This window comes from Thalassolituus marinus (genome assembly GCF_020320395.1).
In the GTDB taxonomy this organism is placed as follows: domain Bacteria; phylum Pseudomonadota; class Gammaproteobacteria; order Pseudomonadales; family Oceanobacteraceae; genus Venatoribacter; species Venatoribacter marinus.
Window position 1 is genome coordinate 1 of record NZ_JAEDAH010000071.1, and the last position, 15,704, is coordinate 15,704.

General features: G+C 51.9%; 13 protein-coding genes and 1 tRNA gene. All 14 read right to left on the minus strand.

Going from position 1 to position 15,704, the window contains the following annotated elements:
* The coding region (locus I9W95_RS12285; RefSeq protein WP_263866041.1) for a GTP-binding protein at positions 1 to 84 on the minus strand (84 nt) is incomplete at its 3' end.
* Positions 85 to 115: 31 nt separating this feature from the next.
* Positions 116 to 2,209, minus strand: coding sequence for an elongation factor G (gene fusA / locus I9W95_RS12290; protein ID WP_225675302.1), 2,094 nt, complete (start codon positions 2,207 to 2,209; stop codon positions 116 to 118).
* A 238-nt stretch (positions 2,210 to 2,447) separates the two neighbouring features.
* Positions 2,448 to 2,918 carry a 30S ribosomal protein S7 gene (gene rpsG, locus I9W95_RS12295; RefSeq protein WP_225675304.1) on the minus strand — a complete coding sequence of 157 codons (471 nt, stop codon included), beginning with the start codon at positions 2,916 to 2,918 and terminating at the stop codon, positions 2,448 to 2,450.
* 87 nt (positions 2,919 to 3,005) lie between these two features.
* Entirely contained in the window at positions 3,006 to 3,380 is a 375-nt protein-coding gene (rpsL, locus tag I9W95_RS12300; protein WP_225675306.1) for a 30S ribosomal protein S12, read from the minus strand.
* Positions 3,381 to 3,500: 120 nt separating this feature from the next.
* The gene (gene rpoC, locus I9W95_RS12305) at positions 3,501 to 7,724 is read right to left on the minus strand and encodes a DNA-directed RNA polymerase subunit beta' (protein WP_225675309.1); all 4,224 of its coding nucleotides are present in this window, start codon (positions 7,722 to 7,724) and stop codon (positions 3,501 to 3,503) included.
* Positions 7,725 to 7,786: 62 nt separating this feature from the next.
* Positions 7,787 to 11,860, minus strand: coding sequence for a DNA-directed RNA polymerase subunit beta (gene rpoB / locus I9W95_RS12310; RefSeq protein ID WP_225675311.1), 4,074 nt, complete (start codon positions 11,858 to 11,860; stop codon positions 7,787 to 7,789).
* 199 nt (positions 11,861 to 12,059) lie between these two features.
* Complete coding sequence (gene rplL, locus I9W95_RS12315) at positions 12,060 to 12,431, minus strand: 50S ribosomal protein L7/L12 (RefSeq protein WP_225675313.1); 372 nt, start codon at positions 12,429 to 12,431, stop codon at positions 12,060 to 12,062.
* Between the two features lie 70 nt (positions 12,432 to 12,501).
* Positions 12,502 to 12,996, minus strand: a complete 495-nt coding sequence (rplJ, locus tag I9W95_RS12320) for a 50S ribosomal protein L10 (protein ID WP_225675315.1) — start codon at positions 12,994 to 12,996, stop codon at positions 12,502 to 12,504.
* Between the two features lie 212 nt (positions 12,997 to 13,208).
* Positions 13,209 to 13,904: a 50S ribosomal protein L1 gene (gene rplA / locus I9W95_RS12325; RefSeq protein WP_225675317.1), complete on the minus strand. Its 696-nt coding sequence runs from the start codon at positions 13,902 to 13,904 to the stop codon at positions 13,209 to 13,211.
* Entirely contained in the window at positions 13,904 to 14,338 is a 435-nt protein-coding gene (gene rplK / locus I9W95_RS12330; protein WP_225675318.1) for a 50S ribosomal protein L11, read from the minus strand. Before rplK ends, rplA begins: the two co-directional genes overlap by 1 nt.
* An 89-nt stretch (positions 14,339 to 14,427) precedes the next feature.
* Positions 14,428 to 14,964, minus strand: coding sequence for a transcription termination/antitermination protein NusG (gene nusG / locus I9W95_RS12335; RefSeq protein WP_225675320.1), 537 nt, complete (start codon positions 14,962 to 14,964; stop codon positions 14,428 to 14,430).
* Between the two features lie 10 nt (positions 14,965 to 14,974).
* On the minus strand, positions 14,975 to 15,343 hold the full coding sequence (gene secE, locus I9W95_RS12340; RefSeq protein WP_225675322.1) for a preprotein translocase subunit SecE: 369 nt from the start codon (positions 15,341 to 15,343) through the stop codon (positions 14,975 to 14,977).
* 49 nt (positions 15,344 to 15,392) lie between these two features.
* Positions 15,393 to 15,468: transfer RNA gene (locus tag I9W95_RS12345), tRNA-Trp, on the minus strand.
* Between the two features lie 67 nt (positions 15,469 to 15,535).
* On the minus strand, positions 15,536 to 15,704 hold a 169-nt coding region (locus I9W95_RS12350), incomplete at its 5' end, for an EF-Tu C-terminal domain-related protein (protein WP_451923598.1).

The window sequence follows — 15,704 nt, forward strand, 5'->3', positions numbered from 1 at the left end:
CAGAGTAGTTTTACCGTGGTCAACGTGACCGATAGTACCCACGTTTACGTGGGGTTTGGAACGTTCAAACGTTTCCTTTGCCATAGAACACCTCGTTCAATATATGTAAAAGTGATTAAGCTCTTTGAATAATTGCTTCAGCAACGCTCGAAGGTGCCTCTGCATACTTCTCAAATTCCATGGAATATGTAGCACGGCCCTGTGTTGCAGAACGCAGATCGGTTGCATAACCGAACATCGCTGCCAGAGGCACTGAAGCATTCACCACCTTGCCTGAAGGGGTGTCGTCCATTCCTGAAATCAGACCACGACGACGATTAAGATCGCCAACCACATCACCCATGTAATCCTCTGGGGTTACCACCTCAACCTTCATCATAGGCTCGAGGAGTACCGCATTACCCTTTTCAGAGAGCTGCTTGGTTGCTTGTGAGGCTGCAATTTTAAACGCCATCTCATTCGAGTCAACGTCGTGGTAGGAACCGTCAAACAGAGTCGCTTTCAGGCCCAGCAGCGGATAGCCCGCCAACACGCCGTTCTTCATCTGTTCAGAGATACCTTTTTCTACCGCAGGAATGAATTCGCGCGGAATCGCACCACCGACAACTTCGTTAATAAATTCAAGACCTTCTTCTTCAGAAGGCTCGAACTTGATAACGACGTGGCCATACTGACCACGACCACCGGACTGCTTGGCGAACTTGTGGTTGATCTCCACAGTCGCAGTGATTTTTTCGCGGTAAGCCACCTGTGGCTTGCCGACGTTACACTCAACCTTAAACTCGCGCTTCATACGATCGACGATGATATCGAGATGCAGTTCACCCATACCGGAAATAATGGTCTGGCCACTCTCTTCGTCTGTTTCAACGCGGAAGGATGGGTCTTCCTGAGCAAGCTTACCCAGAGCAACACCCATCTTCTCCTGGTCTGCTGTCGACTTAGGTTCAACCGCCACCGAAATAACCGGCTCCGGGAACTCCATACGCTCCAGCGTGATGCGCTTATCCTGGTCACACAGCGTGTCACCAGTGGTCACATCTTTCAGACCAATCAGTGCCGCGATGTCACCAGCGCGCACTTCTTTAATTTCTTCACGTGAGTTGGCGTGCATCTGCACCATACGCCCAACGCGCTCACGCTTACCTTTAACCGGGTTATAAACCGCATCACCGGAATTCAAAACGCCCGAATATACGCGAACGAACGTCAGGGTGCCGACGAATGGGTCGGTAGCGATTTTGAATGCCAGAGCAGCAAAAGGTTCTTCATCGGAGGCATGACGCTCTGCGACGCTTTCGTCTTTGTCGTCCAGAATACCTTCAATGGCCTTCACCTCAGTTGGCGACGGCAGGAATTCAATAACCGCATCAAGAACAGCCTGCACACCCTTGTTCTTAAACGCAGAACCACAGGTCACCAGTACAATCTCGTTAGCCAGCGTACGCTGACGCAGAGCTGCCTTAATTTCGTCCTCAGAAAGCGCTTCACCTTCCAGGTACTTATCCATCAGTTCGTCAGACGCTTCCGCTGCTGCTTCGATCATTTTTTCGCGCCACTCGTCAGCGGCATCGACCAGATCAGCAGGAATGTCTTCGTACGTGAAGGTCATGCCCTGATCGGCTTCATTCCACATAATGGCTTTCATCTTGATCAGATCGACCACGCCTTTGAAGTCGTCTTCAGCGCCGATATTGATCTGAATCGGAACCGGAGTCGCAGCGAGGCGCTCTTTCAGCTGACGCACAACCATAAAATAGTCAGCACCGGCACGGTCCATTTTGTTAACGAAGACCATGCGAGGCACTTCGTACTTATTAGCCTGACGCCACACGGTTTCAGTCTGCGGCTGTACGCCGGACGAACCACACAGAACCACAACCGCACCATCGAGAACACGCAGCGAGCGCTCTACTTCGATAGTGAAATCCACGTGTCCGGGAGTATCGATGATATTGACCCGATGCTGTTCAAACTGCTGAGCCATACCAGACCAGAAACAGGTGGTCGCAGCAGAAGTGATGGTAATGCCACGTTCCTGCTCCTGCTCCATCCAGTCCATGGTCGCAGCACCGTCATGCACTTCGCCAATTTTATGGGAAACGCCGGTGTAAAACAGAACACGCTCCGTGGTTGTGGTTTTACCCGCATCCACGTGCGCACAAATACCAATATTGCGGTAGCGCTCAATCGGCGTTGTACGTGCCACTATGCAGTCCTCAGGTCAGATAATCGGGCAGGCGCTTATCAAAAGCACCCACCGCCAGTGTATAGAAGGGCGCGAATCATACTATAAATAACCACAAATGGTCAATAATCCGCACCCCGCCGGGCGCCTGAGCTCACGGCAATCAGCCCTGCTCGCAAGTTGCAGACACCTCGTTTTCAGAGCATAAAAAAAGGCTGCATAATGCAGCCTTTTTCTGAACGGAAGATCCCGATCACTATCAGAAACGATAGTGAGAGAACGCCTTGTTCGCTTCAGCCATGCGGTGAACGTCTTCACGTTTCTTAACCGCTGCGCCTTTGCCTTCACAAGCTTCCATCATTTCGTTTGCCAGGCGCTGAGCCATGGACTTTTCGCCACGCTTACGTGCAGCGTCAACCAGCCAGCGCATTGCCAGCGCCTGACGACGTGCAGGACGAACTTCAACTGGAACCTGGTAAGTAGCACCACCAACACGGCGGGACTTAACTTCGACCATCGGCTGGATAGCTTCCAGCGCGTTTTCGAACAGTTCCAGTGGGTTGCCACCTTGTTTGGCAGCCATGTTGTCCAGAGCACCGTAAACGATTTTCTCTGCAACAGATTTCTTACCACTGATCATCACGTGGTTCATAAACTTAGCCAGAGTTACGTTTCCGAATTTCGGATCTGGCAGAACTTCGCGCTTCGCAGCGACGCGTCTTCTTGGCATGATAAGCCTCTCTTAGGTCTTCAGGTCAGCCTGAGCATCTGTAAACAAATGAGCTCAGCCTTACTCTTATCCAGTGTCTTAAAGGAATTAACCTTTAGGACGCTTAGCACCGTACTTAGAACGGGCCTGTTTACGGTTCGCAACGCCGGAAGTATCCAGGGTACCGCGAACTGTGTGGTAACGAACACCTGGCAAGTCTTTTACACGACCGCCACGGATCAGAACAACGCTGTGCTCTTGCAGGTTGTGACCTTCACCGCCGATGTAAGAAGTAACTTCGAAACCATTCGTCAGGCGTACACGGCAAACTTTACGCAGTGCCGAGTTAGGCTTTTTCGGGGTAGTTGTGTACACACGAGTACAAACACCACGACGCTGAGGACATGCCTGCAGAGCAGGAACGTCGCTCTTAACGACCTTACGCTTACGAGGCTTACGAACCAGCTGATTGATTGTAGCCATTAAGCAAACTCCAGTTATTACATTTCACGTGTGCGGACCTCCGCACACAATAAAAGGGGCCGGAAGGATAATCCTCCCGGCCCCAGTCGTCAAGACATTGCGTATTAAACCGCCAATATCTTACTTATCGCTGAAAGCTTCGCTGAACTTAGCTTCCATATCTTCAACAGATACGCTCAGAGTTTCTGGTGCATCCATCATACGCTCGCTCTCACGGTTCTGACGCTTGCGCTTGCGCTCTGCATGGTATGCGAGACCGGTACCAGCCGGGATCAGACGACCCACAACCACGTTCTCTTTCAGACCACGCAGGTAGTCTACCTTGCCAGTTACCGCACCTTCGGTCAGTACGCGCGTTGTTTCCTGGAACGACGCCGCAGAGATGAAGGACTCGGTAGCCAGAGAGGCCTTGGTGATACCCAGCAGTACGCGCTCACCTTTCGCAGTGATCTTACCGGCTGGATCCAGTTTCTCGTTTTCTTCGAGGAACGCGGAGTACTCAACCTGATCACCCGGAATGAAGGTGCTGTCGCCGTTTTCGGTGATCAGTACCTTACGCAGCATCTGACGCACAATAACTTCGATGTGCTTATCGTCAATGCCTACACCCTGCAGGCGGTAAACTTCCTGCACTTCGTTGGTGATGTACATCGCCAGATCGCCAACGCCTTTCAGACGCAGGATATCGTGCGGGTTCAGAGGACCATCGGAGATAACCTCACCGCGTTCTACGTTTTCACCTTCGAACACGTTCAGGTGACGCCACTTGTGGATCAGCTCTTCATATGGCTCGCCGCCATCTTTCGGAGTGATTACCAGACGCTTCTTACCTTTGGTCTCTTTACCGAAGCTAACGGTACCGGAGATCTCAGCCAGAATGGCAGGCTCTTTCGGCTTACGCGCTTCGAACAGGTCGGCCACTCGTGGCAGACCACCGGTGATGTCCTTGTTACCGGAAGTTTCCTGTGGAATACGTGCGATAACGTCACCCACGGATACCTCGGCACCGTTTTCCTGGCTCACCAGTGCGTTCGCCGGCAGCATGTACTGTGCAGGTGCGTTAGTACCTGGCAGAGTCACGTCATTGCCTGCAGCATCAACCAGTTTCACCATAGGACGGATATCTTTACCGGCCGCTGGACGATCTTTAGGATCGATAACTTCGATGTTGGACAGACCAGTCAGTTCGTCAGTAGTACGGTTGATGGTAATACCTTCTTCCATACCCACGAATTCGATACGACCTTTTACTTCGGTCACGATCGGGTGGGTGTGTGGATCCCAGGTAGCTACCTTCTGGCCAGCTTCAACTTTGTCGCCGTCCTGTACGCTGATTACCGCACCGTATGGCAGCTTGTACAGCTCACGCTCACGACCGTGCTCATCAGCGATGGCGATGGCACCGGAACGGGATACTGCAACCAGGTTGCCGTTGTCACGGGTAACCGTCTTCATGTTGTGCAGACGGATTGTACCGTTGTTCTTAATCTGTACGCTGTCGGCCGCAGATGAACGCGATGCCGCACCACCAATGTGGAACGTACGCATGGTCAGCTGAGTACCCGGCTCACCGATGGACTGTGCCGCGATAACGCCCACAGCTTCACCAACGTTAACCTGATGACCGCGACCCAGGTCACGACCGTAACAGCTTGAACAGATACCAACACGGCTTTCACAGGTGATCGCAGAACGTACGATGATCTCATCAATACCTTCGGCTTCGATCTTCTGAACCCAGGCTTCGTCGATCAGCGTACCCGCTGGCACAACGATATCGCCTTCTGAGCCCGGCTTGTGAACGTCGGTTGCTACCACACGACCGAGAATACGGTCACCCAGTGCTACCACAACGTCACCGCCTTCGATCAGCGGCGTCATCACCAGACCTTCTTCGGTACCACAGTCATGCTCGGTAACCACCAGATCCTGCGCTACGTCTACCAGACGACGAGTCAGGTAACCGGAGTTTGCAGTCTTCAGTGCGGTATCCGCCAGACCTTTACGAGCACCGTGAGTCGAGGTGAAGTACTGCAGTACGTTCAGACCTTCACGGAAGTTCGCCACAATCGGCGTTTCGATGATGGAACCGTCTGGCTTGGCCATCAGACCACGCATACCAGCCAGCTGACGAATCTGCGCCGGGCTACCACGAGCACCGGAGTCGGCCATCATGTAAACGGAGTTGAACGATTCCTGCTCTACTTCGTTACCTTCGCGGTCGATTACGCCTTCTTTACCCAGGTTATCCATCATCGCTTTCGCTACCAGTTCGTTAGCGCGCGACCAGATGTCGATTACCTTGTTGTATTTCTCACCGTGAGTTACCAGACCAGAAGCAAACTGGCTTTCGATCTCTTTCACTTCCGCATCAGCGTTGGCGATGATCGTGGCTTTCTCATCCGGAATAACGAAATCGTTAACACCGATAGAAGAACCAGACTTGGTCGCAAACTGGAAGCCGGTGTACATCACCTGGTCAGCGAAGATAACGGTATCTTTCAGACCTACGCGACGGTACGCCGTGTTGATCATGTTAGAGATAGCCTTTTTCTTCATTGGCTTGTTTACGATGTCGTATGGCAAACCGCGTGGCACGATGCGGAACAGCAGAGCACGACCCACAGTGGTATCAACCACTTTGGTTTCGGTGGTTTCGCCGCCTTTATCGTCGATCACGGTTTCGGTGATACGAACTTTAACTTTTGCCTGCAGGTGTGCAGAGCCAGTCTGGTAAGCACGCAGTACTTCGTCCAGATCAGCAAACACCATACCTTCACCAGTGGCGTTAATGCGCTCACGGGTCATCCAGTACAGGCCCAGTACCACGTCCTGAGAAGGTACGATGATTGGCTCACCGTTCGCAGGAGACAGTACGTTGTTGGTTGCCATCATCAGCGCGCGGGCTTCCAGCTGCGCTTCGATAGTCAGCGGTACGTGTACCGCCATCTGGTCGCCGTCGAAGTCAGCGTTATAGGCCGCACACACCAGTGGGTGCAGTTGGATCGCTTTACCTTCGATCAGCTGAGGTTCGAATGCCTGAATACCCAGACGGTGCAGTGTTGGTGCACGGTTGAGCATGACCGGATGTTCACGGATTACGTCAGCCAGGATGTCCCATACTTCCGGAGTCTCACGCTCTACCATCTTCTTCGCAGCTTTGATGGTAGTAGCCAGACCACGGTGTTCCAGCTTGCTGAAGATAAACGGCTTGAACAGTTCCAGAGCCATCTTCTTCGGCAGACCACACTGATGCAGACGCAGCTGTGGACCCACGGTAATTACCGAACGGCCAGAGTAGTCAACACGTTTACCCAGAAGGTTCTGACGGAAACGACCCTGCTTACCCTTGATCATGTCTGCCAGAGATTTCAGCGGACGCTTGTTCGAGCCAGTAATGGCGCGACCACGACGGCCGTTATCCAGCAGCGCATCAACCGCTTCCTGCAGCATACGTTTTTCGTTACGTACGATGATGTCAGGTGCGTTCAGCTCAAGCAGACGCTTCAGACGGTTGTTACGGTTGATCACACGACGGTACAGATCGTTCAGATCCGAAGTCGCGAAACGACCACCATCCAGCGGAACCAGAGGACGCAGATCTGGTGGCAGAACCGGCAGAACGGACATAATCATCCATTTAGGGTCGTTACCAGAGTGTGCGAAAGCCTCAAGAATCTTCAGACGCTTGGACAGTTTCTTGATTTTGGTTTCAGAGTTAGTCGCCGGAATTTCTTCACGCAGACGCTGTACTTCTTCTTCCAGGTCAATCTGACCCAGCAGAGCCTGAATGGCTTCAGCACCCATCTTCGCTTCGAATTCGTCACCGAACTCTTCAATAGCCTCGTAGTACTGCTCATCAGACAGCAGCTGACCAACGTCCAGCGTGGTCATACCAGGCTCAGTCACTACGAATGATTCATAGTACAGAATTCGTTCGATATCACGCAGTGTCATATCCAGCATCAGGCCGATACGGGATGGCAGTGATTTCAGGAACCAGATGTGGGCAACCGGGGAAGCGAGCTCAATGTGACCCATACGCTCACGACGTACTTTGGCCTGAGTTACTTCAACGCCACACTTTTCACAGATAACACCACGGTGCTTCAGACGCTTGTACTTACCACACAGACATTCGTAATCTTTGATAGGACCAAAGATACGCGCACAGAACAGACCATCGCGTTCTGGCTTGAAGGTACGGTAGTTAATGGTTTCCGGCTTTTTAACTTCACCGAAAGACCATGAGCGAATCATCTCAGGCGATGCGAGTCCGATGCGGATGGCGTCAAACTCGTCAGCGTTGTTCTGATTACGCAGAAAATTGACTAAGTCTTTCATATATTGCTCCGTTATGGAGTCAGGTTCAGGCAGCCTCGGCTGCCTGTACGCTGCTCATCCGCTTATTCGTTTTCCAGTTCGATGTCGATACCCAGTGAGCGGATCTCTTTAACCAATACGTTAAAGGATTCCGGCATACCGGCTTCCATGCGGTGATCGCCGTCAACGATGTTTTTATACATCTTGGTACGACCAGCCACGTCATCCGACTTAACGGTAAGCATTTCCTGCAGGGTGTAAGCGGCACCGTATGCTTCCAGTGCCCACACTTCCATCTCACCGAAACGCTGACCACCGAACTGAGCCTTACCACCCAGCGGCTGCTGAGTAACCAGGCTGTAAGAACCGGTGGAACGGGCGTGCATCTTGTCGTCAACCAGGTGGTTCAGTTTCAGCATGTACATGTAACCCACGGTTACAGGACGATCGAAAGCATCACCAGTACGGCCGTCGAACAACGTCATCTGACCGGAATCCGGCAGGTCTGCCAGACGCAGCATGCGCTTGATTTCAGTTTCCTTAGCACCGTCGAACGCTGGGGTTGCCATTGGCACACCGCCACGCAGGTTGTTCGCCAGTTCCAGAATCTGTGCATCGCTGAAGCTGTCGAAGTCTTCAATGCGGCCATCGCCACCATTGTAGATCTCGTGCAGCAGTTCACGCAGACGAGCAATTTCCTGCTGCTCTTTGATCATGCGGTCGATTTTCTCGCCCAGACCTTTCGCAGCCAGACCCAGGTGGATCTCCATGATCTGACCCACGTTCATACGCGACGGTACACCCAGCGGGTTCAGACAGATATCAACCGGTACGCCGTTCTCGTCGTATGGCATATCTTCAATAGGCTTGATCGCGGAGATAACACCTTTGTTACCGTGACGACCCGCCATCTTGTCACCAGGCTGAATCTTACGCTTGATGGCCAGATACACTTTAACGATTTTCAGAACGCCTGGAGCCAGATCATCACCGGTCTGCAGTTTGCGTTTCTTGTCTTCGAACTTCTCGTCCAGTTGCTGACGACGTTCTTCCAGAGCTTTCTCGGCGGCATCCAGCATTTCAGCCAGAGTTTCGTCCTGAGGCAGAATCTTGAACCACTTGTCAGCTTCCAGTGACTGCAGGTATTCCTCAGTCAGAGTGTCGCCTTTCTTCAGGTTAGGCGCGGCATTAACAGTTGCACCGACCAGAGCACGTTGCAGACGCTCGTAGGTAGCACCCTTAACAATACGCATCTCTTCGTTCAGATCTTTGCGGACTTCGTCCAGCTGCATCTGTTCGATTTCCAGCGCACGTGCGTCTTTTTCAACGCCGTCACGGGTGAATACCTGTACGTCAATAACAGTACCGGTAGTGCCGGTCTTAACGCGCAGAGAAGTATCTTTAACGTCAGACGCTTTCTCACCGAAGATCGCGCGCAGCAGTTTCTCTTCCGGAGTCAGCTGGGTTTCGCCTTTCGGAGTAACCTTACCTACCAGAATGTCGCCGGCTTTCACTTCAGCACCGATATAAACGATACCGGACTCGTCCAGCTTGTTCAGCGCAGACTCACCAACGTTCGGAATATCGGAGGTAATTTCTTCAGCACCCAGCTTGGTATCACGCGCCACACAGGTCAGTTCCTGAATGTGGATAGTGGTCAGACGATCTTCCTGAGAAACACGCTCTGACAGCAGGATGGAGTCTTCGTAGTTGTAACCGTTCCACGGCATGAAGGCGATACGGAAGTTCTGACCCAGAGCCAGCTCACCCAGATCCACAGAAGGACCATCAGCCATCACGTCGCCACGTTCAATAGTGTCACCAGCTTTCACCAGCGGACGCTGGTTGATGCAGGTGTTCTGGTTAGAACGGGTGTACTTGGTCAGGTTGTAGATATCAACACCGGCTTCACCAGCAACGGTCTCTTCATCGTTAACCTTAACAACGATACGGGATGCATCTACGGAATCGATCACACCACCACGTTTGGCAACCACACACACACCGGAGTCCTGTGCTACTGCACGCTCCATACCGGTACCGACCAGCGGCTTCTCTGATTTCAGAGTAGGAACCGCCTGACGCTGCATGTTGGAACCCATCAATGCACGGTTAGCATCGTCGTGCTCCAGGAACGGAATCAGGGATGCCGCGATGGAAACAACCTGCTGTGGAGATACATCCATCAGGGTTACGTTTTCCGGTGACATCACAGTAAATTCGTTCTGGTGACGTACGGAGATCAGGTCGCCCTGCAGTTTGCCGTTTGCGTCAGTTTCAACGGATGCCTGTGCAATTACGTAGTCTGCTTCTTCAATCGCAGATACATAGAAGATTTCGTCAGTCACAACACCGTCAACCACTTTACGGTACGGAGTTTCGAGGAAACCGTACTCGTTAGTGCGGGCGTAAGTCGCCAGCGAGTTGATCAGACCGATGTTCGGACCTTCAGGTGTTTCAATAGGACATACGCGACCGTAGTGAGTCGCGTGAACGTCACGCACCTCGAAGCCAGCACGTTCACGAGTCAGACCACCAGGGCCCAGAGCCGAGATACGACGCTTGTGAGTTACCTCAGACAGCGGGTTGTTCTGGTCCATAAACTGAGACAGCTGAGAAGAGCCGAAGAATTCTTTAACGGCTGCTGCAACTGGCTTAGCGTTGATCAGATCCTGAGGCATCAGACCTTCGGATTCTGCCATGGACAGACGCTCACGTACTGCACGCTCAACACGAACCAGACCTACACGGAACTGGTTTTCGGCCATCTCGCCTACAGAACGGATACGACGGTTACCCAGGTGATCGATATCATCCACAACGCCTTGGCCGTTACGAATGGAGATCAGAGTCTTCATCACTTCGATGATGTCTTCTTTATCCAGGGTACCTGCACCCACGATCTCTTCACGACCGATACGACGGTTGAACTTCATACGACCTACCGCAGACAGGTCATAGCGTTCATCAGTGAAGAACAGGTTTTCAAACAGGGCTTCTGCGCTCTCTTTTGTTGGCGGCTCGCCAGGGCGCATCATGCGATAGATTTCTACCAGAGCTTCCAGCTGGTTGCTGGTAGGGTCTGCACGCAGGGTGTCAGACATGAACGGACCACAATCCAGTTCATTGGTATAAATCGTTTCAAAGTCGCTGATACCTGCTTCCGCCAGCTTAGCCAGAGTTTCAGCAGTCAGCTCAGCGTTTGCAGTCGCAATCACTTCACCGGTACGGCCATCAACCAGGTCTTTTGCCAGAGATTTACCCAGCAGGTAGTCCACCGGTACTGCCAGCTCCTCAACGCCTGCTTTTTCCAGCTGACGGATGTGACGAGCAGTAATACGGCGGGTCGCTTCCACGATCACGTTGCCTTCGTTATCTTTGATATCGAATGCAGCAGTCTCACCACGCAGACGTGATGGGATCAGTTTCAGCATGGCGCCTTCTTCGTTCAGACGGTATACGTCATTCTCGAAGAAGGTCGCCAGGATTTCTTCTGAGCTATAGCCCAGCGCGCGCAGCAGGATAGATGCTGGCAGCTTACGACGACGGTCGATACGTACGAAGACCAGGTCTTTCGGATCGAACTCGAAGTCCAGCCATGAACCACGGTAAGGGATAACGCGAGCGTTATACAGCAGCTTACCGGACGAGTGGGTTTTACCCTTGTCGTGGTCGAAGAATACACCCGGAGAACGGTGCAGCTGAGACACGATAACGCGCTCGGTACCGTTAACGATAAAAGTACCGTTATCGGTCATGAGCGGCATTTCGCCCATGTACACTTCTTGCTCTTTGATGTCTTTAATGGCTTTAGTCGCTGATTCTTTATCGTAAATGATCAGACGAACTTTTACGCGCAGCGGTGCAGCGTATGTAACGCCACGCAGCATACATTCTTTTTCATCGAAGGTCGGGGTACCGAGGCGGTAGCTCACGTACTCCAGAGCAGCATTCCCGGAATAACTTACGATTGGGAAAACAGATTTGAATGCAGCGTGAAGACCAATATCGATACGATCTTCAGCGTTAGCTCCTTCCTGCAGAAACTTGTGGTAGGAGTCGATTTGAATGGCCAGCAGGTATGGCACATCCATTACACTCGGTAATTTACCGAAATCCTTACGGATACGTTTTTTCTCAGTATATGAGTAAGCCATCAGTTATCCCCGGACTGTTTCCTCGATTGGGCTTGCCACCCATGGCTCAAGGACTTGCCTTGCGTTAGAACCCAGCAGCAGTATGCCAGTGTGCTCACGAATTCCATAACGTGAAAAAGGCCGACGGGCAATACACCCGTCAGCCGGTTGCCGCGATCAGCTAGCTGATGCGGCAGCAATCCTGTTCAGAGAACAGAGATTACTTAACTTCAACAACAGCGCCAGCCGCTTCCAGAGCTGCTTTAGCTGCTTCAGCGTCTTCTTTAGAAACGCCTTCTTTAACGGTCGCAGGAGCGCCGTCAACCATACCTTTGGCTTCTTTCAGACCCAGGCCAGTCAGTTCACGTACTGCTTTGATTACGTTAACTTTCTTGTCGCCAGCTGCAGACAGGATTACGTCGAATTCAGTCTGAGCTTCTGCTGCGCCAGCGTCGCCGCCAGCTGCTGGAGCTGCTGCTACTGCTGCTGCAGATACGCCGAATTTTTCTTCCATCGCAGAAACCAGTTCTACTACGTCCATTACAGACATTTCAGCGATAGCGTTGATGATATCTTCTTTAGTCAGAGACATGAGAAATTTCCTGAATTTTCATGGGCACTTAATGGCCCGTTAAACCGTTTAGTAAACCACCCGAATAAAATCAGGCAGCTTGCTCTTCTTTTTGTGCTTGTACTGCAGCGATGGTACGTACCAGCTTGCCAGCAGCAGCTTCTTTCATGACGCTCATCAGCTTCGCGATTGCTTCGTCGTAAGTTGGCAGAGTTGCCAGCATATCAACGGAAACCACGTTGCCATCGAATGCACCACTTTTCAGTTCGAACTGTTCGTTCTCTTTAGCGAACTTCTTGAAGATACGGGCAGCCGCACCTGGATGTTCTTTAGAGAAAGCGATCAGAGACGGACCTACCAGAGTGTCAGTCAGACACTCAAATGGGGTACCTTCTACAGCACGACGTGCCAGAGTGTTACGGACAACTTTCATCCAAACACCGGCTTCACGTGCTTCTTTACGCAGAGCGGTCATGGCGCCTACAGTTACACCGCGGGAATCCGCGACTACTGCAGACAGAGCACCTTCAGCTGCTTCCTGGACTTCGGCGACAATCGCCTTCTTATCTTCGAGTCCTAAGGCCACGATTAACTCCTAACAAGTTAAGTTGGGCTCCAGAGAGCCAGTTCCGGTGTGACAATTCAGTATTCTGAACGGGGCCACACACTATCTACGCAGGAGATATTAAGTAATCACAATCCGGGAAAATGATTACTCCTGCGGTCTTTGACAGCCGCTGTCGGTACAACTTAATCCGACAGCAACCCCAAAGATCGTATGTTGATCAAATCGCCGGATCAGATATCCAGAGAAGAATGATCAACTACCAGGCCTGGACCCATAGTCGTAGACAGGGTCACCTTCTTCATGTAAACGCCTTTGGCGGAAGATGGCTTGGCTTTTTTCAGGTCTGCCAGCAGAGCTGTCAGGTTTTCTTTCAGTGCGTCAGCGCTGAAGTCCACTTTACCGATGGTAGTGTGGATAATACCGTTCTTGTCGTTACGGTAACGAACCTGACCTGCTTTAGCATTCTTAACAGCGGTAGCAACGTCCGGAGTCACGGTACCCACTTTAGGGTTTGGCATCAGACCACGTGGACCCAGAACCTGACCCAGCATACCAACAACGCGCATTGCATCCGGAGAAGCAATAACTACGTCGAAGTTCAGGTCGCCGCCTTTGATTTTCTCTGCCAGATCTTCCATACCCACTTCGTCTGCGCCAGCTGCAGTAGCAGCTTCAGCGTTAGCACCCTGAGTGAATACAGCTACGCGCATAGTTTTACCGGTACCGTTTGGCAGTACTGTAGAGCTACGTACGTTCTGGTCAGATTTACGAGCGTCGATCCCGAGGTTAACAGCGACATCAACAGACTCTTTGAATTTAACAGTAGACAGTTCGCCCAGCAGAGCAGCCGCTTCTTCAACAGAATAAACTTTGCCTGCTTCTACTTTTTCAGCGATCGCCTTCTGGCGCTTAGTCAGCTTAGCCATTACTCAACTCCTTCCACGTTCAGACCCATAGCGCGGGCAGAACCAGCGATGGTACGTACAGCTGCGTCCATATCAGCAGCAGTCAGGTCAGGAGCTTTAGCAGTCGCGATCTCTTCCAGCTGCGCACGGGTTACAGTGCCAACTTTCTGAGTGTTCGGACGTGGGGAACCAGAAGTGATACCAGCTGCTTTCTTCAGCAGGTATGACGCCGGTGGAGTCTTCATTTCAAAAGAGAATGAACGGTCGCTGTAAGCAGTGATCACAACTGGCACAGGAGCGCCTGGCTCCAGGTGCTGAGTCTGTGCGTTGAACGCTTTACAGAATTCCATAATGTTCAGGCCCTTCTGACCCAGAGCTGGACCAACTGGAGGACTTGGGTTTGCTTTACCAGCTCCAACCTGGAGCTTGATGTAGCCTTCTACTTTCTTAGCCATGGTTTACTCCCATTGGGTATTAACGCAAGCAGCCTGCAGATGCAGGCTAATGCTCCCCGACCACCCGAGGGCGATCATTTAACAAATGCTTATCCGGCTTTTTCGACCTGGGTAAATTCCAGCTCAACCGGTGTAGCACGACCAAAAATGGTTACCGCAACCTGCAGACGGGACTTCTCGTAATCGACACCTTCCACAACGCCGTTAAAGTCAGCGAATGGACCATCGATAACACGTACCACTTCACCCGGCTCATAAATGGTTTTCTGAGTCGGACGATCTGCACCATCACGCACACGCTGCAGAATCGCATCTGCTTCGCGATCAGTAATCGGAGCCGGCTTATCTGCAGTACCGCCGATGAAACCCATCACGCGCGGAGTCTGCTTAACCAGATGCCAGCTATCATCATTCATATCCATCTGCACAAGAACATAGCCAGGATAGAACTTACGCTCGCTCTTACGCTTTTTACCGTCACGCACTTCAACGACTTCTTCAGTCGGAACCAGCACGTCACCGAAGTATTCCTGCATGCCGTGCAGTTCAATACGCTCTTTCAGCGTAGACTGAACACGTTTTTCGTAGCCCGAGTAGGCGTGAACAACATACCAACGCATTGTCATAATCCTTACCTCAGCCTACCAGCATGGAAACCAGCCAACCCAGCAGGGAATCCAGACCCCACAGAACCAGCGCCATAACAAATACAACCAGCACAACAATCATGGTTGTCTGGGTCGTTTCCTGGCGGGTCGGCCAAACCACCTTGCGGCGCTCAATATTGGCTTCTTTCAGCAGTTGCAGAAACGCCTTACCCTGGGAACTGGTCAGAGCAACACCGGCACCTACCAGCATCAGAGCAACAACAGCCAGAACGCGATACAGAACCGCAACCTCGGCATAATAAACGTTACCCGCTACAGCAGCAGCCAGAAAGGCGGCAGCAACCAGCCACTTCACAACATCCAACGGTGATTTACTTGCTTTGCTATCGGTACTCATCACTATTCCCTAAAGCCAAAAATGGCAGCCGAAGCTACCATTTGGAATTTGGCAGGCCAGGAGGGACTCGAACCCCCAACACCCGGTTTTGGAGACCGGTGCTCTACCAATTGAACTACTGGCCTAAAGACGATCAATCAGGGCGCCGTAAATTACAGCACCCCACTCGAACAGTCAAGCCTTAATGCTTGATTATTCGATAATTTTTGCTACAACACCAGCACCAACGGTACGACCACCTTCACGGATAGCGAAACGCAGACCTTCGTCCATCGCAATAGGCGCGATCAGAGTTACAGTCAGTTGTACGTTATCGCCTGGCATTACCATTTCAACGCCTTCTGGCAGCTCTACAGCACCA

Coding starts and splice junctions, on each gene's coding strand:
- nusG (WP_225675320.1), bottom strand. CDS start 14,964: ATGACAATGCGTTGGTATGTTGTTCACGCCTACTCGGGCTACGAAAAA.
- rplA (WP_225675317.1), bottom strand. CDS start 13,904: ATGGCTAAGCTGACTAAGCGCCAGAAGGCGATCGCTGAAAAAGTAGAA.
- rpoC (WP_225675309.1), bottom strand. CDS start 7,724: ATGAAAGACTTAGTCAATTTTCTGCGTAATCAGAACAACGCTGACGAG.
- rplK (WP_225675318.1), bottom strand. CDS start 14,338: ATGGCTAAGAAAGTAGAAGGCTACATCAAGCTCCAGGTTGGAGCTGGT.
- rpsG (WP_225675304.1), bottom strand. CDS start 2,918: ATGCCAAGAAGACGCGTCGCTGCGAAGCGCGAAGTTCTGCCAGATCCG.
- rpsL (WP_225675306.1), bottom strand. CDS start 3,380: ATGGCTACAATCAATCAGCTGGTTCGTAAGCCTCGTAAGCGTAAGGTC.
- rpoB (WP_225675311.1), bottom strand. CDS start 11,860: ATGGCTTACTCATATACTGAGAAAAAACGTATCCGTAAGGATTTCGGT.
- rplL (WP_225675313.1), bottom strand. CDS start 12,431: ATGTCTCTGACTAAAGAAGATATCATCAACGCTATCGCTGAAATGTCT.
- secE (WP_225675322.1), bottom strand. CDS start 15,343: ATGAGTACCGATAGCAAAGCAAGTAAATCACCGTTGGATGTTGTGAAG.